Origin of the sequence: Nostoc sp. DedQUE08 (genome assembly GCF_034530895.1) — a bacterium.
In the GTDB taxonomy this organism is placed as follows: Bacteria; Cyanobacteriota; Cyanobacteriia; order Cyanobacteriales; family Nostocaceae; genus Nostoc.
The window spans coordinates 52710-79008 of the sequence record NZ_JAVRCD010000016.1; the positions used below are offsets into that span (position 1 = coordinate 52710).

Annotated in this window: 24 protein-coding genes; 14 read left to right on the forward strand and 10 right to left on the reverse strand. The window is 42.0% G+C overall.

Annotated features, from left to right (window positions below; translation table 11 throughout):
* Positions 1–70: 70 nt before the first annotated feature.
* Positions 71–808, reverse strand: coding sequence for a phosphoribosylaminoimidazolesuccinocarboxamide synthase (purC, locus tag RMY64_RS13220; RefSeq protein ID WP_322700253.1), 738 nt, complete (start codon positions 806–808; stop codon positions 71–73).
* Positions 809–1447: 639 nt separating this feature from the next.
* Here purC and RMY64_RS13225 point away from each other — a divergent pair.
* Positions 1448–1723 (forward strand): hypothetical protein, encoded by a 276-nt coding sequence (locus RMY64_RS13225; protein WP_322700254.1) that lies wholly within the window; start codon positions 1448–1450, stop codon positions 1721–1723.
* Positions 1724–1805: 82 nt separating this feature from the next.
* Here RMY64_RS13225 and RMY64_RS13230 read toward each other — a convergent pair whose 3' ends face one another.
* The 5 genes from RMY64_RS13230 to RMY64_RS13250 all read right to left on the reverse strand — a co-directional run bounded on the left by RMY64_RS13230 (position 1806) and on the right by RMY64_RS13250 (position 8305).
* Positions 1806–4403, reverse strand: coding sequence for a GAF domain-containing protein (locus RMY64_RS13230; protein ID WP_322700255.1), 2598 nt, complete (start codon positions 4401–4403; stop codon positions 1806–1808).
* Between the two features lie 236 nt (positions 4404–4639).
* Positions 4640–5770 (reverse strand): glycosyltransferase family 1 protein, encoded by a 1131-nt coding sequence (locus RMY64_RS13235; protein WP_322700256.1) that lies wholly within the window; start codon positions 5768–5770, stop codon positions 4640–4642.
* Between the two features lie 6 nt (positions 5771–5776).
* Positions 5777–6421 carry a DUF4291 domain-containing protein gene (locus tag RMY64_RS13240; RefSeq protein WP_322700257.1) on the reverse strand — a complete coding sequence of 215 codons (645 nt, stop codon included), beginning with the start codon at positions 6419–6421 and terminating at the stop codon, positions 5777–5779.
* A 12-nt stretch (positions 6422–6433) separates the two neighbouring features.
* Positions 6434–7588, reverse strand: a complete 1155-nt coding sequence (locus RMY64_RS13245; protein ID WP_100899423.1) for an NAD-dependent epimerase/dehydratase family protein — start codon at positions 7586–7588, stop codon at positions 6434–6436.
* 186 nt (positions 7589–7774) lie between these two features.
* The gene (locus tag RMY64_RS13250; RefSeq protein ID WP_322700258.1) at positions 7775–8305 is read right to left on the reverse strand and encodes a hypothetical protein; all 531 of its coding nucleotides are present in this window, start codon (positions 8303–8305) and stop codon (positions 7775–7777) included.
* Positions 8306–8605: 300 nt separating this feature from the next.
* Here RMY64_RS13250 and RMY64_RS13255 point away from each other — a divergent pair, with 300 nt between their 5' ends.
* The 5 genes from RMY64_RS13255 (at position 8606) to RMY64_RS13275 (ending at position 13367) form a co-directional block, all read left to right on the forward strand.
* Complete coding sequence (locus RMY64_RS13255) at positions 8606–8959, forward strand: hypothetical protein (RefSeq protein WP_322690719.1); 354 nt, start codon at positions 8606–8608, stop codon at positions 8957–8959.
* A gap of 78 nt (positions 8960–9037) precedes the next feature.
* Positions 9038–10549, forward strand: a complete 1512-nt coding sequence (locus RMY64_RS13260) for an AAA family ATPase (RefSeq protein WP_322671475.1) — start codon at positions 9038–9040, stop codon at positions 10547–10549.
* Between the two features lie 141 nt (positions 10550–10690).
* Positions 10691–11041 carry a DUF1257 domain-containing protein gene (locus RMY64_RS13265; RefSeq protein WP_094350625.1) on the forward strand — a complete coding sequence of 117 codons (351 nt, stop codon included), beginning with the start codon at positions 10691–10693 and terminating at the stop codon, positions 11039–11041.
* 166 nt (positions 11042–11207) lie between these two features.
* Entirely contained in the window at positions 11208–12485 is a 1278-nt protein-coding gene (locus tag RMY64_RS13270; RefSeq protein WP_322685957.1) for a DNA methyltransferase, read from the forward strand.
* Positions 12486–12488: 3 nt separating this feature from the next.
* Positions 12489–13367: a hypothetical protein gene (locus RMY64_RS13275; protein ID WP_322685958.1), complete on the forward strand. Its 879-nt coding sequence runs from the start codon at positions 12489–12491 to the stop codon at positions 13365–13367.
* Positions 13368–13401: 34 nt separating this feature from the next.
* Here the strand turns inward: RMY64_RS13275 and RMY64_RS13280 are convergent, their stop codons facing one another.
* The gene (locus tag RMY64_RS13280) at positions 13402–13917 is read right to left on the reverse strand and encodes a pentapeptide repeat-containing protein (RefSeq protein ID WP_322700259.1); all 516 of its coding nucleotides are present in this window, start codon (positions 13915–13917) and stop codon (positions 13402–13404) included.
* Between the two features lie 64 nt (positions 13918–13981).
* Entirely contained in the window at positions 13982–14314 is a 333-nt protein-coding gene (locus RMY64_RS13285) for a DUF5678 domain-containing protein (protein ID WP_322685960.1), read from the reverse strand.
* A 227-nt stretch (positions 14315–14541) separates the two neighbouring features.
* Here RMY64_RS13285 and RMY64_RS13290 point away from each other — a divergent pair, with 227 nt between their 5' ends.
* The 3 genes from RMY64_RS13290 (at position 14542) to RMY64_RS13300 (ending at position 18003) form a co-directional block, all read left to right on the forward strand.
* Positions 14542–15726, forward strand: coding sequence for an AbrB family transcriptional regulator (locus tag RMY64_RS13290; protein ID WP_322671472.1), 1185 nt, complete (start codon positions 14542–14544; stop codon positions 15724–15726).
* A gap of 204 nt (positions 15727–15930) precedes the next feature.
* Positions 15931–16746, forward strand: a complete 816-nt coding sequence (locus RMY64_RS13295) for a DUF1838 domain-containing protein (protein WP_322671471.1) — start codon at positions 15931–15933, stop codon at positions 16744–16746.
* 225 nt (positions 16747–16971) lie between these two features.
* Positions 16972–18003 (forward strand): VOC family protein, encoded by a 1032-nt coding sequence (locus tag RMY64_RS13300; RefSeq protein WP_322700260.1) that lies wholly within the window; start codon positions 16972–16974, stop codon positions 18001–18003.
* A gap of 134 nt (positions 18004–18137) precedes the next feature.
* Here RMY64_RS13300 and RMY64_RS13305 read toward each other — a convergent pair whose 3' ends face one another.
* Both RMY64_RS13305 and glsA read right to left on the reverse strand, forming a co-directional pair.
* Positions 18138–18524, reverse strand: a complete 387-nt coding sequence (locus RMY64_RS13305) for a hypothetical protein (protein WP_322685962.1) — start codon at positions 18522–18524, stop codon at positions 18138–18140.
* On the reverse strand, positions 18521–19504 hold the full coding sequence (gene glsA, locus RMY64_RS13310; RefSeq protein ID WP_322671467.1) for a glutaminase A: 984 nt from the start codon (positions 19502–19504) through the stop codon (positions 18521–18523). The genes RMY64_RS13305 and glsA overlap by 4 nt, the downstream gene beginning before the upstream one ends.
* Positions 19505–20403: 899 nt before the next feature.
* Here glsA and RMY64_RS13315 point away from each other — a divergent pair.
* From RMY64_RS13315 to RMY64_RS13335, 5 genes are all read left to right on the forward strand, one after another.
* Complete coding sequence (locus tag RMY64_RS13315) at positions 20404–21507, forward strand: septal ring lytic transglycosylase RlpA family protein (RefSeq protein ID WP_322700261.1); 1104 nt, start codon at positions 20404–20406, stop codon at positions 21505–21507.
* 201 nt (positions 21508–21708) lie between these two features.
* Entirely contained in the window at positions 21709–23316 is a 1608-nt protein-coding gene (locus RMY64_RS13320; protein ID WP_322700262.1) for a bifunctional pantoate--beta-alanine ligase/(d)CMP kinase, read from the forward strand.
* Positions 23317–23830: 514 nt separating this feature from the next.
* Positions 23831–24433, forward strand: coding sequence for a superoxide dismutase (locus RMY64_RS13325; protein WP_322671464.1), 603 nt, complete (start codon positions 23831–23833; stop codon positions 24431–24433).
* 303 nt (positions 24434–24736) lie between these two features.
* Positions 24737–24943 carry a hypothetical protein gene (locus tag RMY64_RS13330; RefSeq protein ID WP_099099470.1) on the forward strand — a complete coding sequence of 69 codons (207 nt, stop codon included), beginning with the start codon at positions 24737–24739 and terminating at the stop codon, positions 24941–24943.
* 271 nt (positions 24944–25214) lie between these two features.
* Positions 25215–26156, forward strand: a complete 942-nt coding sequence (locus RMY64_RS13335) for an AIR synthase related protein (RefSeq protein WP_416212144.1) — start codon at positions 25215–25217, stop codon at positions 26154–26156.
* Positions 26157–26299: the final 143 nt, after the last annotated feature.

Genomic DNA, 26299 nt, shown 5'->3' on the forward strand with positions numbered 1-26299 from the left:
CTTTACAAGGCAAAAGGCAAAAGGCAAAAGTTAAATATAATTACCTTCTCACCTTTTGGTTTTTACCTGGTTAATTTGTAGTTTCTACTGCTTTTAGCACTCTTTGTAAAACCTCCTGGTAGGCATCCTCTACATTTCCTAAGTCTCGGCGAAAGCGATCTTTGTCCATTACCCGGCGGTTTGAGTCCTTTTCTGCGGTATCCCATAAACGACAGGTGTCGGGGCTAATTTCATCTGCCAAGAGTAACTGCTGTTGTGAGTCCAAACCAAACTCTAATTTGAAGTCTACTAGGGTAATGCCACACCGTTGCCAAAAGTTATTAAGAAATTCATTGATTTGCAATGCAAGATGTGTAATTGCGTCTACTTGTTCCGCAGTCGCCAGTTCTAGCAGGTACAGGCGATCGCGTGTCAACAAAGGATCTCCTAATGAATCGTTTTTATAATAGAACTCAACCAAAGGCTGTTTCAGAATTGTACCCACTGGTAAACCAGTTTGCTGACACAAACTGCCAGCAGCAATATTTCTGATCACCACTTCTAAGGGTAAAATCTTTACTGCTCTCACCCGCATTTGATTCGGGGCAGGACTATCGATAAAGTGAGTCTTTATACCATAATCCTCCAACTGTTTAAAAAGCTGGCTAGAAATGCTACAATTAATTTTTCCTTTTCCTTCGATGTTGCCACGCTTTTGGGCGTTAAACGCTGTGGCATCATCTTTAAAATCAGCCAACAAGACTTCTGGATCGTCCGTTGTATAAAGAATTTTTGCTTTGCCTTCGTATAACTTGGAATTAACAGACATGGTGGCAGGTAGTGTTTTAGGCGATGGACAAAAATTGTCCTTTGAGGCTTCACCATTTTATCTTTAGTTATTAACTATTAACCATTGGTGATTATTTAAGAGGAAGCAGAGGCAGGTAAAAATAAGTAATAACTAATACCCAGATCAATTTTCTCTTGTGGATCGCTGTTTAATAGCCAGTTGCCAAATACTTATAACTAAATCTCTAACTTTTAACAGAGGACAATTTGCTTTCGTATCTAGTATTTTCACTTAAGTAGTTTTACGCTCAGAATTTAAATGAGTTTTGATAAAATAAGTTACTTAGGCATACTAGTATGTCATAATAATTTGTACCTAAAAATTTCGACTGAAGCTAATTACAATTTCAACTTCATAAATGAAGATGAGATAAATTGATAACCAGGAGGAAAATAAAATATTCTCTCTAGTTACTTTGGCGCAAACTTTTTTTGTAATATTTACAACATAAAGTATCTTAAGCTTTATCCTCTAGTATCAAAATCTGAATTAACCAATTCCCGATCGACAATTGGAAAAGGAGTCGGACGATCTGATTTACCCCAATCTGACAAAAGTAAAGATTAGGTTAGCTGGTAATTCAGCTTCAGAAACCCAAACACAAGGTGAATTGAATAAATGGAGAAAAAAATAGTGAACAAGGATGATTTTCTCTTCCCTCGCGGTCGCTACTACGGTCAGGTGAAGCCAGAAAACTTGGTTTTTAATGCAAATCTCCAGGAATTTGCTCAACGGGTAAGTTACATTTGCAACTTAGAGACAGGTGGAAAACTACCTCCAGGTGCAGCTTACGAACAAATAAAGGATCTATGGAAACAGTTGAAACGCTCAAAAAAAGAGCTAGGAATTGGCGAAGACCCCTTTCAAGATAACCAGGGAGAGACTAAAGATTAAATGGGGAATTAGGCATTGGGCATTGGGCATTGGGCATGGGGCATTGGGAACTGATAAATGACAAACGACTAATGACAAATGACTACTTAGTAAGCATTGTCCAGACACCATCCCAGGACTCTGGAGGCGGGGTTTGTTGATAATTATGCGCACGCTCTAGGTGGATATCAACAGCTTGATCTTGGGGTTGAATGCATTTGGCGGCTTCAAAACAGGCGATCGCTTGTGAGAAGTTGCGCGATAAATAAGCAGCGCGTCCAGTATGATAGTGAAATAAAAACTCTTGAGTGTTGGCATCTAGAGGGGTAGTCCGATCGCCAATTAACTCGTAAATATTAACAGCCTGGTGTTTCCCTTTGACTCGGATTTTATCTAACTGGCGCACCCAAATGCGATCGCTGCACAATTGGTAAGTAAATTCGCTCAAAAGAATATCACAACCGTAATCTTTAGTTACTGCTTCCAAGCGCGAACTTAAATTTACACCATCTCCAATGACGGTGTAATCCATCCGTTTGCGGGAACCAATATTACCCGAAACCACATCCCCAGAACTAATCCCAATGCCAATACGAATTTGCGGCTGCGCCTGGATAATTCGCCGTTGGTTAAATTCCTCTAAGCGGTGTCTCATATCTAACGCTGACTGTACAGCCCTCCAAGCATGATTTTCTGTCAATGGTAGCGGCGCACCAAATACCGCCATCAAGGCATCACCAATAAATTTATCGAGAGTGCCTTCGTGGTTAAAAACCGCTTCCACCATCGTTTCAAAATACTGATTGAGCAGCAACACCACTTCAGCTGCACCGAGATTTTCTGTAAGTGTTGTGTAGCCACGGATATCAGAAAACAAGATAGTTACTTCCTTCCGTTCGCCTACCATTAAAGCATCTTCCCCTAGTGCCATAACTTGTTCAGCGACATGGGGCGTTAGGTAGCGGGACATGGTAGTTTTCATTCGTTTCTCCTGAGTAATGTCTTCTAAGACCACCAAACCACCACGTACACCGCCTTCTGGGTTAGTCAGGGGATTAACAGTAAGATTGATATTGCGCTCTAATGTTTGTACCTCATTAGAAGTGAGAAACTCAGATTGGGGAGTCAGAGGTTGATTCCAAGGAATAAAAATATCAGGGTTGGTGCGATCGCGCACTGCTAAAATTGAGTGCTGAGTACTGAATGCTAAGTATTGAGTTTCACTTTTAACTCCTAACTCCTCACTTATAACTTGATGCACTCCCAGCATCAAACTTTGCTCTGGCACATAATGTTTAGCTCCAGTTTTTAGACTATCTTCTAGTCGCATTTGGAGATTTTCAATTGGGACAACTTCCCAAACTAGGCGACCAATCAAATTTTGTTCCCACAAAAGCTTGTTGTTTTTACTATTAGCGTCTCCTATCGGACAACCCAGTAACTCTAGAGCCGCATCATTAATCGTGACAATCTGTCCTGCCATATCTGTAGAAATCACGGCATCTGACAGACTTTGTAAAATATCTTTTTGATATTGTTTTTCTAACAGTACATTTTCAAACAGCCGAGCATTTTCTAAGGCAATTCCTGCCTGATTATTAAAAGCCCGCATAAACTCTTCATCAGAAGCAGTAAAACTGCTTTGTTGCTTATTAATTAATTGTGTAACGCCAATCAATTCATTTGCAGAATTAAACACTGGTAAACATAAGATATTGCGAGTTATATAACCAGTTTTTTTATCTGTAGTCGGGTCAAAACGGGGGTCTTTATAAGCATCGGAAATATTTAAGGCTTCACCAGTGGAAGCTACATATCCAGCAATGCCACGGTTAGCGGGAATGCGAATTTCTATCAAGTTTGTGCCATCTGCTGCTGCTGCAACTTTCGTCCAGAGTTCGTTTAGCTCTTTACGATATAAAAACAGTGTGCTGCGGTCTGCTTGCATTAAAATTCGAGCTTGTTCCATGACTATCTGCAAAGTCGCTTCTAAATCTAAACTTTGCCCCAGTGTCTGAGTTGCCCGCAACAAAGCCGTTGCGCCTCTTTGATTCCGAGCCGCTACATAAAAAGATTGGCAGCTTTCCAGGATAATACCAATCGAAGCCGCAAAGTCTCGAAAACGTTCTTCATCATCATGATTAAACGGAACATTCCCGGTTTTATTAGCTAGTTGCACTACCGCTACAGTCTGGTTTTTGCTACTGATAACGGGCATACATAAAATATTACGGATTTTGTAGCCCATTTGTTTTTCAAGTTCTGGGCTAAATAGAGGATGAGTATAAGTTTCAGATATATTTAGATATTGACCTGTACTAGCAACATGGCCAGGAATACCCACTGTAATGGGAGTACGAATTTCTAAGAATTTTTGGGTATTATCTTGAGGAACTTTTGACCACAGTTGACCTTTGTCATAATCAACTAAAAAAATGGCTGTATGTTCTGCTTGGAGAATTTGACCAATTTTGAGTGTGATAGCTTCTAGTACTTTCTCCAACATAGTTTCTAGAGCTTCATTATTGATCAATTCAATAGCTCTCAGAAATTGCTGGAACTCAGCAGTTATAAAGTCGAGTAAGCAAACAAATTCATTAACAGATAAGTCTTTGACGCGACGCAGTAGGGCATGAGCGCGATTAACTTGAGTCAGTTCAGTTAATGTAGCCAAGACGCTGCCAGAGTTGGGGAGTGTCACGTCGCTTCGCTCCGAATTAAAAATTCAAAATTCAAAATTAATAATCCCCATAAATAAATGGGCTTGTATCATGAGTCTGTTTCGGTCATAAGAATTTTAGATTTTGGGCATAGGGCATTGGGCATAGGGCATGGGGCATTGGGCATAGGGCATGGGGCATTTGTCATTTGTCATTAATTATCCTCCCCTGCTCCCCTGCTCCCCTGCCTCCCCTGCCTCCCCTGCTCCCCACTTCCTTATTTTGCCAACTGTTCAGAAAATATCACTTTTTGATAGTAATCTTGTAGCTGCCTGGTAGCAGCTGCCCAACCCCAAGTTTCTGCTTCCTGACGAGCATTTTTACGGATGATATCTCGTTGTTGTTTTTGTTCTAAAAGTCGAACAGTAGCAGCGATGGCTCCTTGAACATCTGCTGTTGGCTCAAAAAGATATCCATTTACCTCATCTGTCACAATATCAGGAATTCCCCCGGAACGGGCTGCTACCACGGGACAGCCAGCAGCCATCGCTTCTAGTAGCACTAAGCCTAGTGTTTCTGTACGGGAAGGAAAGATGAAGGCATCAGCACTCGCAAAGGCAGAACCTAACTCTTGCCCCATGAGATAGCCAACAAAATAAGTGTTTGTGCCAGCAAAGTGTTTTTGCAAAGCTTGACGGTGCGGCCCGTCTCCAACTAATGCTAACCGCGCTTCGGGAATTGCTTCTAAAATTGGTTTGATGCGCTCAATTTCTTTTTCAGCGGAAAGCCGCCCAACGTAAAGTAATAATGGACTTTCTGGATGATTTTGTGATAGACGCGATCGCATCTCTACACTAGCTAAATCGGGATGAAATAATTCTGTATCTACCCCACGCTGCCATAAATCTACACGTTCAATACCATGTGCTGTCAATTCCTCCACCATTGCTGTGGAGGTACACAGATTCAAAGCAGCTTGATTATGAGCGCCTTTGAGCAGTTCCCAAAGAAAACCCTCAAGCATCCCCAAGCCGTAATGCTGGAGATATTGGGGTAAATGCGTATGGTAAGACGCCACTAAAGGTATTTTTAGAATTTTGCTATAAAATATCCCAGACAAACCTAAAACTGCTGGATTCACGACATGAATAATATCTGGCTTAAACTCTTCCAAAGCGTACCCAATGGCTGGGCGGGGAAGTGCCATCTTTAATTCTGGATACAATGGCAGAGGAAAGCCAGTAACGCCGTAAACTTTAGCGCCTTTGTGTTCTGTGATGCCTCCATCAGGGGCAATCACCAGCACTTGATTACCACTGCGCTGGAGATGATCGACAGTATGGCGCAGGCGCGTTACGATGCCGTCAACCTTGGGTAAAAAGGTTTCGGTAAACAGGGCAATTCTCATAAAAAACTATTCAGTCCAGGCAGATAATCTCAGCTTTGCTTGCGTTTCGGTATCAAACACAGAATAGACCCTCTCCTGTGGTGTAATCAACTCTGCACAGTCAGATTTAATGTTTTGCCTCTGTTTTTGTACAAAGTCTGAGATATCCTCAATGTTGACAATCCAATCTTTGGCGTAAGCAGCTAGTACTTCACCACGTAACCCTAACTGAATAGCGCGCCGTCCTAACCTTGTTCCAGATGGGTGATGGTCTGGGTCCCATTGTAGGCGGACTTGTGATTTCCTCAATGCTCTTTGCCATGCACTTTTATCGGGATAAAGTTCTGGAACGTAGCTGGAATGAACAGCCGCCGCTAAAATTTCTTCAAAAGCCGAACGCTTAATCCAAATAGCTAACACTACCTCTTGCCCATTTTTTGTACCCCATCCAGAACGATACATCATCCAGAGGAAGTTAGGTTTTATCCAACTCATACGTTCAAAACTGAACTCACCACCAAAATAACCGTAGGTGGCGGCGAAGTTACCAATAGCTGGACGATACGCTTGATAAACAACAATTGAATGGTCGTCATATTGCGCTAAAATATGACGACCATTTTCAGGCCAATTACTCACTTGAGTGAAATAAGGTTCTGTTATCAGCCGCACGCAGAGTTGATCCTAATTTCTGTGCCAAGAGACTTTGGGCAGAATTTGCTTATGATCGACTCGCGTCTGATACTTGATAGCAAAGTTTAACAGAGAATCGAGGAGAGAATCAGAGAGCAAGTGAGGCTGTAAACCTAAATCGAGCAATTTAGTGTTTTTAGCGTTGAAGTAATGTTCTTCTTTCTCGACTCTGGGATTATCTAAGTGATTGATTTCTACGTTCAATCCCATAGCGTTACCAGCTTTTTTCACCATCAATGCCAAGTCGCCGACGCTGAATTGTTCGGTAAATTGGTTAAATACGCGGAATTCACCAGCCTCGGCAGGGTTAGCGATCGCTAATTCCACACATCTGACTGTATCCCGAATATCCAAAAATCCGCGAGTTTGTCCACCTTTACCGTAGACAGTTAACGGATGTCCAATTGCTGCTTGAATACAAAAGCGGTTTAGTGCAGTACCAAACACACCATCGTAATCCAGCCGATTAATCAATAGTTCGTCCATCCCCGTTTCTTCGGTTAAGACGCCATAAACTACACCCTGATTTAAATCAGTTGCCCGCAATCCCCAAATCCGGCAAGCAAAGTGGATGTTATGACTATCATGGACTTTGCTTAAGTGGTACATTGAACCGGGCTGCTTGGGATAAGGTAGGGTATCCTTGCGTCCATTGTGTTCAATGGTGATATACCCTTCCTCGATATCAATATTGGGTGTACCGTATTCGCCCATCGTCCCCAGCTTCACCAAATGACAATCGGGGAAATCTTCCCGCATAGCGTACAGCAAGTTCAACGTCCCAACGACATTATTAACCTGGGTAACAACTGCATGTTCTCGGTCAATCATGGAAAATGGGGCCGAACGCTGTTCGCCAAAATGCACCAGAGCATTTGGCTGAAATTGCTGTAATGTTTTATGGAGAAATTCGTAATTCGTAATATCGCCGATGAACAAGTCGATCGATTTACCCGTCAAATCTTGCCAGCGCTGGAGACGTTGTTGAATTAGTGCGATCGGAGTGAGAGTTTCGACACCAAGTTCATTATCCCAGTGCCGCCGCACCAAACTATCTAAAATTCCAACTTCATAACCTCGATTGGAAAGGTAAAGAGCAGTTGCCCAACCGCAATATCCATCACCACCAATAACCAGGACTTTCATCTTCACCAGTTTTTACTCGCTGATAGCTAAATCTATCAGGTTTCTGTACCCTCTCAATCATCATTCTGGGGGAGATGTGGATTTTCGGGATTGGGGATTGGGGATTGGGGATTGGGGATTGGGAGTGAGGAGTGAGGAGTTAAAAGTTCTTATTCTTCCTCTGCCCCATGCCCCATACCCCATAACTCAGGACTTCGGAATGCGATACTCCTGGGCAATGTAATAAAAGAAACGATAGTAATTTTGAAATTCTTGGCTCTTGCTTCGTCCCTGCCAGTAGTATTTCACTTGACTCTGAGTTAGTGTCAGTGTCATTGAACCTAATCGTCGATCAACTTCTACAACCAGCACCCCAGATACTCCTTGGGCGGTTTGAAAGTTGGGTTTGAGCTTTTTCTCTGATTCTTGGTTTGTAACAATCGAATTCGGTAGTTGCTGACTTGCCCACCCTCGAATTTCCACCGTTTTATTCTGGGGTGAAATCAACGCAATTCCATCACCATTTTCTGATGCTGCTAAAGAAATCCAGTTACTCGGATACGGAAATTCAAAGCCATAACGGGAGTTGCTATAAGTTTTCCAGGCGATCGCTCCAGCGTTAAAATTATTTGCAGTACAACCCCACAAAATTATTAACACGGCAATAACTCCGCTAACGCTGACGGCAAACCGATAAATTCTTCGCTCCAAACTACAGGTTTTATTAGCAGTAGTCATTTACATCACACATTTTGCCAAAGTCACTGATTTCATAGAAATACCAGGAAATACCAGAAACTCTGATCTTGCACTATTCTCAATCAGCTAACTAGTAATCTGCCACATCAATTTTAAGAGATTCGTAGTGAGCGATTTATCGCTCAATTTCAAGGGCTAGAGCCACTAATGATGATGCCAGCAACCAAAAATATAAATAAATGTAACGAAATAGACGTTAAAACGTTTTACTGTCTTGACAACCAATAAAAGAACCGATAACTTGATATACATACCCGGGTAAGACCGTTAAAGAGTTATATGCAAACGCAAACTAAGCAAAAGGTCACTTTGTATTTATCGCCAGAGTTGCACAGAAAACTGAAGATTCGTTCAGCAGTTGATTCCGAGCCAATGTCAGAACTTGCCGAACGTGCCCTTGGTTTTTACCTATCCAATCAAGAATTGGTTGACGAGTTAGAAGACTCTTCTTATGGGCGGACTCATAGAGTTTATTCATGCCCAACTTGTGATAGCTCACTAGTCTTACGTGATGGGGAACTGGTTACTTTAGGCAATCAACCAGGAGTAGTTGGTCAAGAGCATCTTTCTCTCGATGAGATGGATGAAGATAAAACCAATCCCAAGGGTGAGGAAGAGTTAGTTCCTTGCTAGATAGATATTCATGATTCGGTTGTCTTTACCAGAAGCAATGTCTCTACTGTCTCTATAAGGTCTCAAGTAGGTCGAAGTATGAACGAAGAGCTCAAGATCCTAATTCAAGCTCAATACCCTTTAATCTACCTTGTTACCTCCGAGGAAGAGCGGGCCGAGCAAGCAATTTCCACTATCGCCCAGTTGTTAAAGCCCCAGCGTCGGGTATTTGTTTGGACAGTAACACACGGGATTGTTGAGTACGGTCAACCCCGGAATGTTACCCAACATAATACCGTGTCTCCAGAAGCGGCGATTGAGTGGATTATCCGGCAGAAAGAAGCAAGTATATTTATTCTTAAAGATTTACATCCCTTTATAGATGCGCCTGCAACTAACCGATCGCTACGTGATGCGATCGCTAGTTTCAAAGGTATGCAAAAGAACATCGTTTTGATGTCTCCGATGCAACAAGTACCTATAGAACTGGAAAAAGAAGTTGTCGTTCTCGACTTTACATTGCCAGATATGGCTGAGTTGAATAAAGTATTAACTCACCATATAGAGCAAAATCGCGGTCGGCGACTGACAACAGAAGCCAGAGAAAAACTTCTCAGAGCTGCTTTGGGTCTAACTAAAGATGAAGCGGAGAAAGTCTACCGTAAGGCACAGGTAACTAAAGAGCGTTTAACGGAAGATGAAGTAGACATCGTTTTATCTGAGAAAAAGCAACTAATTCGGCGTAATGGCATCTTAGAATATATTGAAGAAGATGAAACTATTGATGCTGTAGGTGGCTTAGAAGAGTTAAAAAGATGGCTCAAGCAACGCTCTAACGCTTTCACAGAAAGAGCGAGAGAGTACGGTTTGCCTCAACCAAAGGGGATGTTAATTTTAGGAGTTCCCGGTTGCGGTAAGTCATTGATTGCCAAAACTACTTCCCGACTGTGGGGTTTACCACTGTTGCGGTTAGATATGGGGCGAGTCTACGACGGCTCAATGGTGGGACGAAGTGAGGCAAATCTGCGAAACGCCCTGAAAACAGCAGAATCTATTTCCCCAGCGATTTTGTTTATCGATGAATTGGATAAATCATTTGCTGGTAGTGGAGGTTCTTCCGATTCTGATGGGGGGACTTCAAGTAGAATCTTCGGCTCCTTCCTCACCTGGATGCAAGATAAGAAATCACCAGTGTTTGTGATGGCAACAGCCAACAGAGTAGAACGCTTACCTGGCGAGTTCTTGAGGAAAGGACGATTTGATGAAATTTTCTTTGTCGATTTGCCAACACCGGAAGAACGGCAGCAAATTTTCAACATTCATCTGACCAAGCGCCGTGAAGACATCTCTCGATTCGATCTTGAGCAACTAGCCAAGATGTCTGATGGCTTTTCTGGGGCAGAAATTGAACAAGCGATCGTTGCGGCAATGTATGAAGCTTTTGCCCAAGATCGGGAGTTCACCCAACTAGATATTATTGCTGCACTGAAGGCAACATTGCCGCTGTCTCGAACGATGCAAGAACAAGTAACGGCTCTGAGAGATTGGGCCAGACAGCGCGCACGCCCCGCAGCATCCTCCGTAGCTGAATATCAGCGAATGGAGTTTTAAAAGCTTTCCTCTGCCATCCCAGGGGGAAAGGCTAGCTGAAAATGCTAGCAGTTATAAGAAAAGCCGCATCTTGTTAAGCGCGGCTTCGCCCAAAACAAACCGTTGTCGTTTTTCTCAATCTTCTCATTGGAGGAAACCCAAATGTCTCACTTTAGCACCCTGCGTACCAAAATCACCGATGCCGAAATCCTCAAGGCTTCCTTGCGCGACCTCGGTATCAGCGTAAAGACTGAAGCTGATGTCCGTGGTTATAACGGTCAGCGTGTCCGTTCTGACATCGTTGCCGTGTTGGAAGGCGAATATGACCTCGGCTGGTCTCGCAATGGCGATGGTTCTTTTGACCTAATCGCTGACCTGTGGGGCGTTGCTAAGAAGCACAACCAAACCGAGTTGATCAACTCAATCAACCAAAAGTATGCCGTTAACAAAACTTTGGCTGAAGTAAAACAGCGCGGTTTGCAAAACGCCAATGTGAAGTTGGTATTGCAATAACAATTTCTCTGCGCGTTCCCAAAGCTGCACGGGTTAACCATATAAATAGCGGTTAGCCCGCTTTTTTATCGGGACTGAGATATATTTCTCAGTCCTGATTTTTTATGAGTTTAGTCAATACTAATTTAAAATTAGTAAGCCCTATTAACTTCAGCTTTTAAATTTGATGCCTGAACTTCGCAATGATTTTCAATCAAGAGCTATTACAGAAAGAACAGGCACATTTACTGACAATATGAAATTACCTATTCATAGATGGTTTAGGTATTCTGCTGGATTTTCAGCAACTTGGGTTGAAGGAGTAATCGCAGAACTGAAACCGAAAATTGTCCTCGATCCATTTGCAGGATCGGGCACTGTTTGTATTGCTGCTGATAAACTTGGTGTGAATTCCTACGGCATTGAAGCGCACCCTTTTGTTTATCGGCTTGCACAAGGGAAGCTCTCATGGGAGATAAATACCGATGAGTTTTTGGAAGCGATCGCTGAAATTAAAAATCTTGCTGCTAGTCTTCAGCCAAAGCTTCCAGACCAAATGCCAGCGTTACTAAATAAATGTTACACCGAGGATATATTAATATATCTCTTCAAAATCAAGCAAGCCTATTTAGAGCTAGCCCCAGCCCTATCAGAAGAGTTACAGGATCTCACTTTTCTAGCAATCTCTGCTACTTTACGATTGTCAAGCTATGTAGGCACGGCGCAGTGGCAATATATTCTTCCAAACAAACGAAAAGCCAAGATTTCTAAACCACTTAATGCACTAGATACTCAAGTCGCTTTGATGTTAGAAGATATGCGTTGTATGCAGTCTGTTAGAACAGCAAGCCAAGCTACTTTTATTAGAGAAGATGCAAGGATTTTAGAAAGTATTCCCGATAAGTCAATAGATTTAGTAATAACCTCTCCACCGTATGCAAATAACTATGATTATGCTGATGCCATGCGTCTCGAAATGACCTTTTGGGGTGAGGTTAACTCTTGGGGGGATTTACATGATACAGTTCGCAAGTTTCTGATTCGTTCAAGTTCGCAACATGTGTCAAAGGATCGATTGCAATTGGATGCTTTAATAACTGATCCTCTCCTTGAGCCAATTCGAGATGAGCTAATTCCTGTTTGTAAAGAGCTAGAAAAAGTCCGAGAGACTAAAGCCGGCAACAAAGCTTATCACACAATGATCGCCGCATACTTTATTGATATGGGGTCTGTATTCCATGCCCTTCGTCGAGTTACAACATCTGATTGCAAGATTTGCTTTGTAGTTGGAGATTCGGCCCCTTATGGGGTGTATGTTCCAGTTGAGCAGTGGTTGGGAAAATTAGCAAATGAGGCAGGGTTTTGTTTATGGTCTTTTGAGAAAATTAGAGAACGTAATGTCAAGTGGAAAAACAGAAAACATAATATTCCTTTACATGAAGGAAGGCTTTGGATAGAAAGTTAGATTATGGCGCAGTCACCATCACATAAGTTTGGTCAGCAACTAGGCAAACTTCTTGAAGATATCGTACTTTATGATATTCTGAAACCTCGACTAGAGCAATTTGCTCAAGTCAAAAACTACTATCTTGACTGGCAGCGATCGCGTCCAGCTAGAAGTGGTAAAAAGGTTACTTGGGAGGATAAGTACGGAAATAAGCACGATCTAGATTTTGTGATTGAAGTCGATGGCACGGATAAGAAGCTTGGCAGACCTGTTGCATTTATTGAATCTGCATGGCGTAGATATACGAAGCACTCAAAGAATAAAGCTCAGGAAATTCAAGGGGCGATATTACCAATTATTGAGCTTCATCATCTATCTGCACCCTTTTATGGGGTAGTATTAGCTGGAGATTTCACAAAGCCAGCGTTAGAACAACTAAAAAATAATGGCTTTGCAGTTATTTATATCCCCTATAAAGGTGTAGTATCAGCATTTAAAGTAATTGATTTTGATGTTGCTTTTGATGAGGATACTCCTGATGAAAGCTATACTACAGCCTTTAGACAACTTGATAGTCTTACTAGTTCAGATAAAGAAAAACTGCGACAGGCTTTGATACGAGTTTGTCAAGAAGAAGTAGATAGGTTTATGGAAACGCTTAGAAATTGTCTTGAGCGTTACATTAGTAATATAGTTTTAATTCCGCTTTTCGGAAAGAGATACGAATTTGATAGTATTGATGATGCAATTAGTGGACTGGATACACTTAAGATTGACAGTCCAGTTGGAGAATTTGAAAAATTTGAAGTTATCGTTGATTATAATAATAGCGATACCATTCGAGCTACTTTTCAAAACAAGAATTTGTTGACAGACTTTTTAAGAAAATTGGAACATTAAGTGAAGGTTAGAGAGAGATTCTTGAGCCTGTTTACTAGCACTCATCATCCTTTATGCTTCCATCTGGCATAACGGTACTGTCAAATATAGCGTTATAAAGATAAGCATTGTTTAAATTTGCACCTTCCAAGTCAGCACCTGTCAAATTTGCTCCTTCTAAATCCGCACCTTCTATCCAGCCATGATCCATATAAATGTTACTCAAATCTGCATAGCTAAAGTCCACTCCTTGAAAACGGCCAGACAAGTTGGCGTGACTCAGATTAGCTGCTTTGAAGTTAGCGTACTCTGCTTCAGCTCCGTCAAGACGAGCATTACTGAAATTAGCACCTTCAAAATTAGCTCCAAGCAGCGTAACCCTTTGTAGACTGGCATTACTCAAATTTGCGTAACTCAGATTCACATCATTAAGATGAGTACCAGTCAACTCAGCACTAGTTAAGTTTACCCTACACAGATCAACTTCTTCCAAGTGTAGACGACTAAAATTGACACTAGAAAAATTTCTTTCACCTATGGCGTAGCGTCTGAGTAATTCTTCTCCATCCATAACTCTAAGCTCTAAGCCTGTTTATTAACATCAACCTTAAAATTTTGATTTAATTTTACAAAACCTAACTTAAATCTAAAACCAATCCAGGTAGTAAAGTTTCACCGCACGGTGTCTTAGGGTTATTCAATTCTTCAACCGCATTATTGGGCGGAAGCGAATTGGTAAAATTCATTTCTATAGAGGCAGTGCGACGGGGAACTAGGTAAATTAAAAAAGGCTGTTTTGAAACATTACCTAATGCTAAAACTTCGCGCAAATTTTCGCTGTGAGCAATTATTCCATTTGCATTGTAAGCGATGTATTGATTTTTATATAAATCTAATAACATCTGGCGGTTCCGATTTAACCACTTGAACATTTCATCTGTTTCTCTTTTAGTGGGAGTTGTGTTCATATATTTAATGTTGTCCGTGGATGTGGAATATCTCTGGCACTATTTTAATTGTCTGCTGCAAGAGGTGAGCTACCAAACCTGACTAAATCTAAATCTAAAATAAACCCACCAATAGAATTAAAACCCTTCACCTGTATCATTTTGCTTGTTGCTGGTAATGTCCGATCGCATCCCAGAAGATCCACTTTTGCACCTATAGCTTAGACTTAAATAAAAGCTTAGTATCGATGAATCAAAGTCTAAGTGGTACTCCCAGCCTGGAAAAACACACTCATCAAAATCCTGTTATTACCAAACAGCAGCTATTTGGCAAGCAACTAATTGTCCTTGTCTTGGAAATGCTTCTGGCATTACCTCTGGGTTTACTCCTTGCAAAGTTCCAAATTGGCAGGATTGCCTGGATATTTGGCGGCATTGCGGCTGGTACAGTGGTTCTTCAAGGGTGTCGAATTTTTTATCAATATTCTCCCCAACCTAACCGCACTGCTAGAAAAGTGGGAATGGCACTTGTCGGCTTAACTGTCGGCGCTTCCAATTCCCACGCTAATCTAGCTAGTATTGCTTCCGGTATTCCTATATTTATTTTTCTTACCTTATTTCTGCTGCTGAGTGGAGGCTGTATCGGTTACATTTACTCTCGCATCAGCAAAACCAACCTATTTACAGCAATGCTGGCTACAGTTCCTGGTGGTGTAGGAATTATGGCAGCGATCGCTGCCGATTACAATAAAAATGTTAGCTTGGTTGCCCTAGTACAGGCGATTCGCGTTACCTGTGTAGTTATTCTAATTCCCTTCATCGCTAGGACATCAGCTGGTAATGATTATCCGCAAACACTCCCAATCAAAGCTGCTTGGCTCAATCTCGATCCATCTCAACTAGAATTACTTTTGTTAGTACTGGTAATTACTGGATTAGTAGTTTATCCAGCTATATTATTTAAAATTCCCGCCGGCGATTTCTTTGGTGCATTGCTGATTGGTATCGGGTTTAATCCTTTGCTACATTGGCTGCCTTTTGTAGGTGATATTAGCTTTAGTCCGCCACCAATAATAAACTTATTGGGCCAAATGCTGTTGGGAATTACTATTGGTGAATATTGGGGAGACAAACCCAACTTTAGAAAGCGGACTGTCGCCTATGCCTTGATGTCTGTGGGGATGACTCTCGTAGCTGGAGCGATCGCTGCTATACTTGCAATGCAATTAACCTCTTGGGATTGGTTAACGTGTCTTTTAGTCACAGCGCCAGGAGGATCGGCAGAAATGATCTTAGTTTCCCTGGCATTGAATCATAATGTTGAAATTGTCACAACTGGTCATTTAGTGCGACTAATTGCGATTAATAGTTCTCTACCGCTTTGGCTGTTTTTGTTTCGCCGTCTGGATAAGCAACTTTCTGAACCAGTTTAATTGATAAAGGCATTAGGAATGGGGCATGGAGTATGGGAAAGAGGACAAGGTCACTTAGAGAATTGGGGACAAGGGGAAAGACTTGTTGTAAGTTCTAAGCTTTTGTCACCTTGTCTCCCTTGCCCACTCCCAACTTTTAAAAATGCAACTTGAATGCTGATAGCTTATTCTTTTGTTGTTATTCAAATACTAAGGATGCTTTAAATGGTTGCCCAAATCCAAGAACTTGAAGCGCAGCATTGGGTTAAAACTCGTTCTTCCCTCGACCCTAGCGAATCCACTTTCCTGATTTGGAAAGGTAAAATTTACGCTTTTATCCCCGGTGAGAAAAGACAACTCCTGTTTAAGATGCTGGGATTAAGCGTTAGCCGATGTATTCCCACAGCAGAGGGTAGCTGGGATTTTACTTCTAGGGAACTAACTTACTACCTCAACCCAAAAACAGATGAGGTTTTATCCAAATGGGAAAACCCCTGGACAGGCGAGACAGTTCCGGTGATTCACGTTGCCAATAATCCTGTGCAGGGAAAGTTTGAAGGAAACTTCCCCGCACAGGTCGATGGTGACAGCACAACCTTCGTTTTTGATATATTTCCTTATTACCCCAATCCCTTAGCAGACGATCGCAAATTTGCCGAATACAGCCCAAATCCAATTTATCAGGCAGCGGAATTGTTTAAATTAACTGTGCCAACCGCAGATTTATTCAACCCAGCACTGAAATCTGTTTCTGAACTCAAATTGAGTTGGGATCGAATTGGTCAATGGCTTCCCTGGATGAAAATGGGCGATCGCCCCGGTCAGCTAATCTACAGTGCTGTTGGCAGCAAAGTCAATGGTTTAACAGAACTGCCCCCAGTGCTGCAAGACGAAATTAATAACCGTATTCCTCTATATAAGCAAGCCCCAAAAGCATTGACAGATGGCGAAGATATGACTTCCTGGTTGTACTTCCAAAAGCACTTTCAAGCTTACTTGGCTGGTGAAGTCTTCCCGCTTCCTCAAGCAGAAGAATTTTGACATCCTCCCCTCTTGAGAAAAGTGCAGGGTGGTTTCATTTGATGGTAGAAAAATATGTAAGCCCTAAATTTCGATTCAGTTGTGATTTAGTTTCCATAGTTAACCGACAAAGAAATAAGAGTATGGGATTTTTCTCTCGTTATATGAAATCACCCTGCTCCCCCTTGAGAGAATCTTTTAAAAGTCTATTTTGACCCAATCTAAAATCTAAAATCCCAAATTGGTATGACTCACGAACAACAAACTGCAATAGAAGGTATCTATGAAATCTGTATCGGCATCACAGAGCCAATTTCTGTAATTCAGTATTGGGAGCAATTTGGCTATCGCATTGGTCAAGTGGGTCAATTAACCGCAGATGTAGCCAATCAATTATATGGTGTGAATTCATCTTTACGCTCAATCCGCCTCTACCACCAAAATACAGATCATGGTTTGATTCGGCTGATGGTTTGGCAAAACCCCACCCATCAAGGTTTAGGAACAGCGTCGATGAAAATTAAGGGAAATCGCTGGGCGGCAAGCTTAACAGCAGATGTGTTAAGTATCTTAAATCATATAGAAAATGCAAAAGCCGCAGGTTTGCCTATTAGGCACACTAACCCTTATTGGGAAGTCATCTACAACAAAGAGAGGAAAAGCCGTCCATTTATTGAGCCAGCAGTTGGTGTACGAGAAATGCTGCTACTGCAACCCTTAGCTCGCCAGCTTCTATTTCAACGGTTTGGCTATACACTACCGGATTACGGACAAGTTAACCACAATGCTGCTCTCAAGGCTAGTCAGTTTACCCATATGGGGATCATCGTTCAAGATGATAGCAAAGAAACCCTGAAGTTTTATGAAGAAGTTTTAGGTTTGCTGCGTGTGCGTGATGGTGTCGAAACTAGCTATGAATCTTCGCCAGCCGGTCGAGATATTTTTGACCTTAATCCTGGTGAAAAGTTTATTCTCACTACCTTTGATGATCCTCGTTCTTCTAAGTCTGACTTGATGGCTGTACGCAGTGGTAGGCTTTACATCATTCGATTCCCAGAAAATATTAATTTAGAATCGCACTTTGAGGCAGCCCAACCAGGTAGCTTGGGTATGTCTTTATATACCTATCGGGTTAAGGGAATACAGGAGTATTACGATCGCATCAAGGCAAGTACTGTACAAAAAGTTACAGATATTATTAGTAATGAGTTTGGCGAGCCGAGTTTTTCCTTTGTTGCACCAGATGGCTACTTCTGGACTTTGCTAAAAGGTAATTAACTAGTGCAAGAGGAGTAGGGAGCAGGGCAGTAGGCAGAGAAGCCGCAGATTAATAGTACATTTATACTAATCTGAAGTTCTTTATCAATCACCAAGAATTTAATTTTCCTCAACTGCATCAGTTGATATCTCATTTAAGCTGGCGGTTGTATCTTTTGAAGTTCTTTAATTGCTTCGATATGGGCTTGATTTACCTTCGTATGCTCCTCTACTGCTTCAGAATATACATCTGTTGAAGGATCTTCTATTAGTCTGTGCGCCAAATCTTGAAATTTCTGCGCGTGTTCGTGCATGGTTTTTCCATAGGCTTCAATACGTTCTTTTTGTTCGGGATCGATTTGGTCATCTGTTTCTAAACTCTTACCCAACTCTTGTATCTCTTTGCTATGCTCAATTGCTTTTTGAGCATGTTTTTGTGCTGTCTTTATAGTTTGCTTTGAAACTTCATGCATAATATTAATCCCGACTCTCGTCTTAAAAGAACTATAAAATAAAATTCCTCTACCCTTTGCTTCTTTCAACCAAATTTCGCCTCTTGGCCTGAACAATCAAATAGATGTAAACCTAACCGTTGGGAAAGTTCTTCACACACCTTTACCCCCCGCACACTATTACCACGCACATCTAGCAGTGGTGAAAAAACTCCAATGCCCATCTTATTGGGCACAACGGCAATAATCCCACCAGAAATACCGCTTTTCGCCGGAATCCCAATTTTATAAGCCCACTCACCTGCAAAGTTGTACATCCCGCAGGTATACATCACACTCAGAATATCTTTAATATAACGCTTATCTACCGCCTGTTCTTTGTTAATCGGGTTAATACCTCTGTTAGCCAGAGTAGCCGCCATCACTGCTAAGTCTTGACAATTCACCATCACAGCACACTGCTGGAAATAAAGATCCAGCGCCTCTTCAATATTCCGATCAATCATGCCAAAGTTGAGCATCAAATGTGCCATTGCACGGTTGCGATGTCCTGTACTCCGTTCTGAGGTAAAAACTGAAATGTCAACGAATACGTCGCGGCTAATATATCGGTGAAACATATCCAGCATCCGATTCAGGCGTTCGGTAGGGCCGGAACCTTTGATTAAGCTAGTGGTGGCGATCGCACCTGCATTTACCATTGGATTATAAGGTCGCTTCGATTGCTCATCCAAAACAATCGCGTTGAATGCATCTCCCGTCGGTTCAACGCCAACTCTAGTTAAAACATAATCCAGTCCATGATCTTCTAAGGCAAGTCCATAAGCAAACACCTTAGAAATTGACTGAATGGTAAAAAGTTGCTCGTAGTCCCCAACTTTATAAACCTGACCATCTACTGTCACAATGCAAATGCTGAACAAATCCGGGTTTGCCTTTGCCAGTTCGGGAATGTATTTCGCTACTGCACCCTCTTGCAGAGACTTGTACTGGGAATGTAACTCGTTGAGAACAGCTTTTAATGGCGATGCTTCTATTTCTATATCTCCTGGATGTGCTTGGTTTGTCATTAGGCTGATGGCATTTCCCAAAATACCTACTATATATAGAAGAGGTACAGCTGTACATCCCTACAGTTACAAAGATTTTGTCAAAAACAGCTTGCTCTAAAAAATCATACTTGAGCAATTACTGAAATTAAACAAAACAGTATGTATTTTTTGTTACAACCAATATTTGTTGTTTAAGCGATCGCAAAGTTTTATTAATTTTTAAGTCATTAATCCTGAAAAATATTCCTTTGGGTATCGTCCTTTTTTTTATACTCAGCAATACGGTTACTTAAAGTTATATTTATCACCGACATCAGTCTAGTTATGGAGAATAAAAGTAATGATTGATGTAAGTAGAAAAAACCTTGAAAAAAGATATCAGACTCCAACTAATTTGCATAATTTTTTAAGATGCAACTCAGATCGCGACTTATTCATAGTTAAATCTAAATATTTCCTTAAATAAATGATTTTAAGTATTTATGCCGATGCCATTTAATTAAAGTTATATTACCTTCTTATAGGAAATAGCCAAAAACAATGTGATCTAGAATACACGAGTAGTTGTGAGCCTTTAGAAGTGATGTGAATAGGGTATCGCTACTTTAGTGTGAAATAAGCGTAAAGTTTTTTTAAGAAATTTTTGACTTACACAGAAAAGCGTTACATAGCCAAAGTCCGCTTTTGAGAAAGGTTTCGACCTTCAAATTGGAATGGGAATTTGAGAAAGTGGCCCATAGTTACGCTAAAACCCTGATCCCCAAGCTAAAAGGTTCGTGTTAGTCTGTTGCAGTTATAAAGAACAAAGTGAAAACGGAACGAGTTCGAGTTTTTCAAAAGGGAAATCACTTTCATTAGCGATCGATCCCGCAAGTTATAAAACTTTAAGTTCTACAGTCGCTTTCAAAAACGGACGCATGAATCAAAGACATTTGTGGACTATTGTTGCCCTGTTTATGGCTGTTTTGGGAGTACCCTCAGTCGGTTGCACTCAAACCACCAAAGGAAATGCGCTAGCATCCCAAAAATCACCCGCTCCTGATGTGGTTAAGGTGGGAGAGTACCAATCAACAGCAGGGAAACAAACCTTGGATGCTGTGATTACAGAAATTCATCCTCACAACATTAAAGGACGTAAGGCGGCAACCCTTTTTATCAAAAATATACCTGTTCTCACTTTTTTGAGTTCTGTATCAAATACGAATCTTGAGACTAAAAAAGTTGGTGCAATTGGCAATACTGGGGGCGTACAAGGGTACGCCCTTATTGCTAGCAATTCATCAAATGCATTGAATACTGGGAACGTAACAGATGCGAGTAACCAGATTAGCTCCACTGACAATGACCCGGTTCAGATAGCTGGTGTAATAGCAGCTAAGATCAACCAGTTGAATCGGGAAAACGTGGACGGGAGTAAGATTACCGTCAGTTGGAAAGCAGGGGAAAAATCTACTGCCAATCAAGCGCAAAACAAAAGCGTCCCCCTCCAACAAGATGGCGATCGCTATGTAATTAAAATTAATGGCGAAGAGTTGGTTGAAATCAGCGAAGGTACGCGATTAGCAGGTAGTACCAACGATCTAGCGCAAGATGCATTGCAAGCAACCAATCGCTTGCGGAGACTACTAGGCAATGCATCTCCCCTAAAAGAGATTGCAAATTTACCAGTCCGTCAACAAATATCAATACCAAAGCTGCCTCAACAGATTGCCGTCGGAGTAGTGCGAGCCACCCTGAGAGGAATGGCTTCTTATTACGGCTATGATGGTTCTGGTAATCGCACTGCTAGCGGTCAGAGATTTAATCCAGAAGCAATGACTGCCGCTCATCGCAGTTTACCCTTTGGTACGCAAGTTCGTGTAACTAACACTCGCAACGGTCGTTCCGTAGTGCTGCGGATTAATGACCGAGGCCCATTCATTCGGGGTCGAGTCATTGACGTGTCTGCCGGCGCGGCTCGAATTTTGGGAATGATGGGCAGTGGCGTAGCGCCAGTGCATATTGAAGTATTGGGGAAATAATCTAGGGACTGGGGACTGGGAATTAGGGGCTGGGGACTAGGAAAAAGTATTTTCAATCCCCAATACCCAATCTCCAATACCCAATCCTCAATCCCCAATCCCAGTTCCGTATCACTTAATTCCCCTAGTTCAATCAACTCTTCCCTCTATTTCGGATATAAACTAACGGGGGAGGGATCGATAAGAACTAGGGGTATTTTTGTGCGCCTGCTGACAACAGTCGCAGCTTTACGCTGCTATTTAACTAAACGCTGCTCAGAAAACAAGCTAATTGCGGTTGCTGAGGATCTGAGATTAGATGAAATGACTGGCTGGTATAAGACGGCAGTCGGTCTGGTGCCAACGATGGGAAATTTGCATCAAGGTCATTTAAGCTTGATCCAACGGGCGCGGCACGAAAATTCTACGGTGATTGTGAGTATTTTCGTCAATCCCCTGCAATTTGCTCCTAACGAGGATTATCAACGCTATCCTCGCACTTTAGAGCAAGACCAACAACTTTGCGAACAAGCTGGGGTAGATGCCATTTTTGCACCGACTCCGGAAGAAATGGCTGTTCCTCAGAAGAGTATACAAGAATCAAAGGTTACACAAGTTATCCCTCCATCTGCTATGATGACAGGCTTGTGTGGTCGTTCTCGGCAAGGTCACTTTCAGGGTGTCGCTACGATTGTTACCAAACTTTTCAATTTGGTACAGCCTGACCGTGCCTACTTTGGTGAAAAGGATGGTCAGCAACTAGCAATTATTAAACGCTTAGTAGCTGACTTAAATTTGCCAGTAGAAATTGTTGCTTGTCCAACAGTACGGGAAGCGTCGGGTCTGGCGTTCAGTTCTCGCAATCAATATTTGACGGCAACGGCAAAAGAGCAAGCAGCGGTATTATATCGTGGCTTGCGACAAGCCCAAGCTGCATTCATTGCAGGCGATCGCAATAGTAACAAGTTGATAGCAGTGGTACAGCAAGAAGTGGCAATGGTCAGCACGGCCTGTGTGGAATATATTGAATTGGTTGAACCGACTACGTTGATGTCTTTAGAAAAAGTTGAGGAGGAAGGAATGTTGGCGATCGCAGCTCGTTTTGGTGCTACACGTTTGATTGACAATATCATATTGCGCGATCGTCAACCCATTATCGCCATTGATGGCCCAGCCGGCGCTGGAAAATCCACAGTGGCGCGGCAAGTGGCAGCAAACCTGAATTTAGTTTATTTAGATACAGGAGCGATGTACCGTGCTGTCACTTGGTTAGTACTGCAAAAGAAAATTGCTATTGACGATGAGTGTGCGATCGCTGAATTAACTAACCAGTGTAAAATTGAACTGACTCCTACCCAGGATTTACAATCGTCCGTGCAGGTTTGGATTGATGGTACTGATGTTACCCAGGCAATTCGCACCATTGAGGTAACATCTCAAGTATCTGCGATCGCGGCACAAAGCGCAGTCCGTCAAGCACTGGTTAAACAACAGCAAAGCTGGGGTAAAAAAGGTGGTTTAGTTGCTGAAGGTCGAGATATCGGTACTCACGTATTTCCCGATGCCGAAGTTAAAATCTTCTTAACCGCTTCTGTAAGCGAACGCGCCCGTCGCCGCCAGCAAGACTTTAACACCCAAGGTCAACCTGAAGTGAGTTTAGAACAGTTGGAACACGACATCGCCGAACGTGACTGGAAAGATAGTACACGTAAGGTTTCTCCTTTGCAGAAAGCAGCAGATGCGATCGAACTTCAAACTGATGGTTTGGATGTGTCTGAAGTCACGGCACAAATCGTTAACTATTACCAACAGCATTTATCTCAGTGTTAATTACTACTATTTGCTGTTAGTTTTTTAGTTTCAAAGGGTGGTGAGTGATTATTCACTTACCATCTTTAAAACTGTATTTAAAAATAAAATAGATGTAAGTTAACTATTGGCTATTTTAATTTGAAAATTAATACTTATAGTCAAGTGTAAACAATTATTAATTTAATCTACATTTTTTTAAAAATAAATCATCTCGCTTTCGACTGATTTTTAAAATCGTAATTAATCTTACTAAAGATAGAAGTATTAAAGTTTTAATTGCTAAATGCTATTTAGTTATTAGCCTTTAGTTATAAAACATTAGTCATTTTTATTTATAGTCAGGAATTGCTAGCGATTTGACTTATCAACAAAGTACTTTGTTTCCGTCTTCACTTTGGTAGTAGAATGACGATGTTAAGTTTTATGTTTCACTAATCAAAGGCATAAAACCTCTAAAAATAAAAGCTATTAATTTCCCAAACTTCTGCAATAGCTTACAAACTAGAAACCGCTAAAGAGAGGATTTGACACAATGGCATTTGTACAACCCCCACTACCCTTTGAAAAAGATGCTCTAGAGCCTTTTGGTATGAAAGCTGAAACTTTCGAGTATCACTATGGCAAGCATCACAAAGCTTATGTAGACAACCTCAACAAGCTCACTGAAGGTACAGAACTTGCTGATAAGTCTCTGGAAGAAGTGATTAAAACTTCTTTCCAAGACTCCTCTAAAGTGGGAATCTTCAACAACGCTGCCCAAGTTTGGAACCACACCTTCTTCTGGAATTCTTTGAAACCACAAGGTGGTGGCACACCCACAGGTGAACTCGCAGCCAAAATCGATAAAGATTTTGGTAGCTTTGACAAATTCAAGGAAGAGTTCTCTAACGCGGCTGCAACTCAATTCGGCAGTGGGTGGTCTTGGCTGATCGATGATGGTGGTACGCTAAAGGTGATCAAAACACCAAATGCAGAAAATCCCCTAGCTCATGGTAAGAAGGCACTCTTAACCTTGGATGTTTGGGAACACGCCTACTACATTGACTATAAAAACGCCCGTCCAGCGTTCATCAAGAATTTCCTAGAAAACTTGGTCAACTGGGACTTCGCTGCTGAAAACTTGGCTAAAGCTTAATTACTTGCCAGTTTTGAACTGGTTGCGATGTCTTTTAGTCAGCTAATTTGCGGCTACGTAGTTTGTGCCAGATATTTAAAGTAGAAATAATTCACTTAACACCTTTGTCAGCAGTCACGACAGTAGTCAGTCAAGTTTAAATTGATGGGTAAGTGAGTTCGTAGTCAGGACTTTAGTCCTTATTTTCTAAGCACTAAAGTCCTGACTACAAACCCTGAAAACTAGCTTGACATTGTACTAATATCGTGACTGTTTTTGGTTAGGCGTTGAGGGGGATGGTGGAGAAATCAAAATATAAAATATATGGATAGCAAAGAACTAGCGCAATACATCGAAGCAACGAATAGCATCTCTAAACCTTGGGTATTGGTACAACTGCGTCTCAAAAAATTGCAAGAGCGTCGAGCAACTCTGACAAACGATGTTTATACCAAAGAATTAGAAGATATTTACCAAGACTTGATGAAATTAGGTGAATGGTGGCGTGGTATTGAAGATGAGGTATTTTAAAGTGAGGAGTTATGAGTTATGAGTTTTGCTAACTTTTAACTCCTAACTCCTAACTCTTAACTTAAAACACAACCTGATGGCTCAAGCTCTCGATCAAGTCGATTACGATACTCTCGATGCTGCAAAACGACGCTTCATTGATGCTGCAAAACGCACACTTGGCTTTGCAAGCGCTTATGGCATCGTCCCCGCGTCAGGTTTGGGAGCAAGTGCTAACGCTTTCAGCTTCAACCTTGCTCCGTTTGTACAGGCGGGGGCTAAAGAACTTTCGATGACACTTGTGCCGGAAGGACTGGGCACCGCAGACGATACCCGCCCTGACGATCTTTCCGAAGAAGAACTTCGACGATTCTGGTGGAACATTGGGATTAAGATCATCTCGTGTCTGACGAACGACGCCGCAACTTCAGGTATGCAGACTATACTTCTCGGTCTTTATCTGCCTTCGAGTACTCCTGAAACAATTTTTACTCCCGCTTTCCTTGATGGGTTTCTTGATGGAGTAGTAGAAGGCTGCAAACGAGTCGGGTGTGTCTATCTCTCAGGGGAAACTCCTCAACTAAAAACCAAGATGATTCCAGGGCGGCTCGACATCGCTGGCTCGGTTTTTGGGGTTATGCCGGCTGGTGTCGCTCCTATTGATAGCTCGCGTCTGGATGCCGGAAATACCATTGTTTTGGTGGAAAGTTCGGGCCCCCATGAGAACGGTTTTACCCCACTGCGAAAGCTTGCTGAGTCGCTTCCTGATGGCTACAGAACAAAACTTCCGAGTGGGCAAGAGTTCTGGGAAGCGATGAATGCTGCTTCGTATCTTTACACGTCCCTTGTACAGGCGGTGCTGGGCGAAGGAATTCGTCCCACAGCGATGGAGAATATCACTGGTCATGGTTGGCAAAAGCTGATGCGGTCGGTGAAGCCGCTTCGGTACGTTATCGAAACAATGCTCCCAGTACCAGAGATATTTACATTTGTTGAGAGTCATCTTGAGGGCGGGGCCGAGACGATGCTTTCGGTGTTCAATTACGGTGCAGGATTCGCATTCTATACAGAATCAAAGCAGGATGCAGAGAGAATTGTCCTACTTGCAAGAGAACATCAACTTTCGGCTGCGATCGCTGGAAGAGTTGAAGCGTCTCTTTCCCGCGAGGTAGTGATAGAACCCCTTGGAGTCACCTTGAAGGGAGATTCTTTTGGAATTGCGCGAGGGGTATAATGCAACCCAAGCGTAGGCATAGCCAGTCGTAGACATCGCTAGTTTTCTCGAAGCTATTTTAGGCTCACTTATGCGATGCCTGCGGTGAGCTACGCTTATGCTAAAGTCATTTTGGTTAGAAAAAAGCTGTAATTACAGAGAAA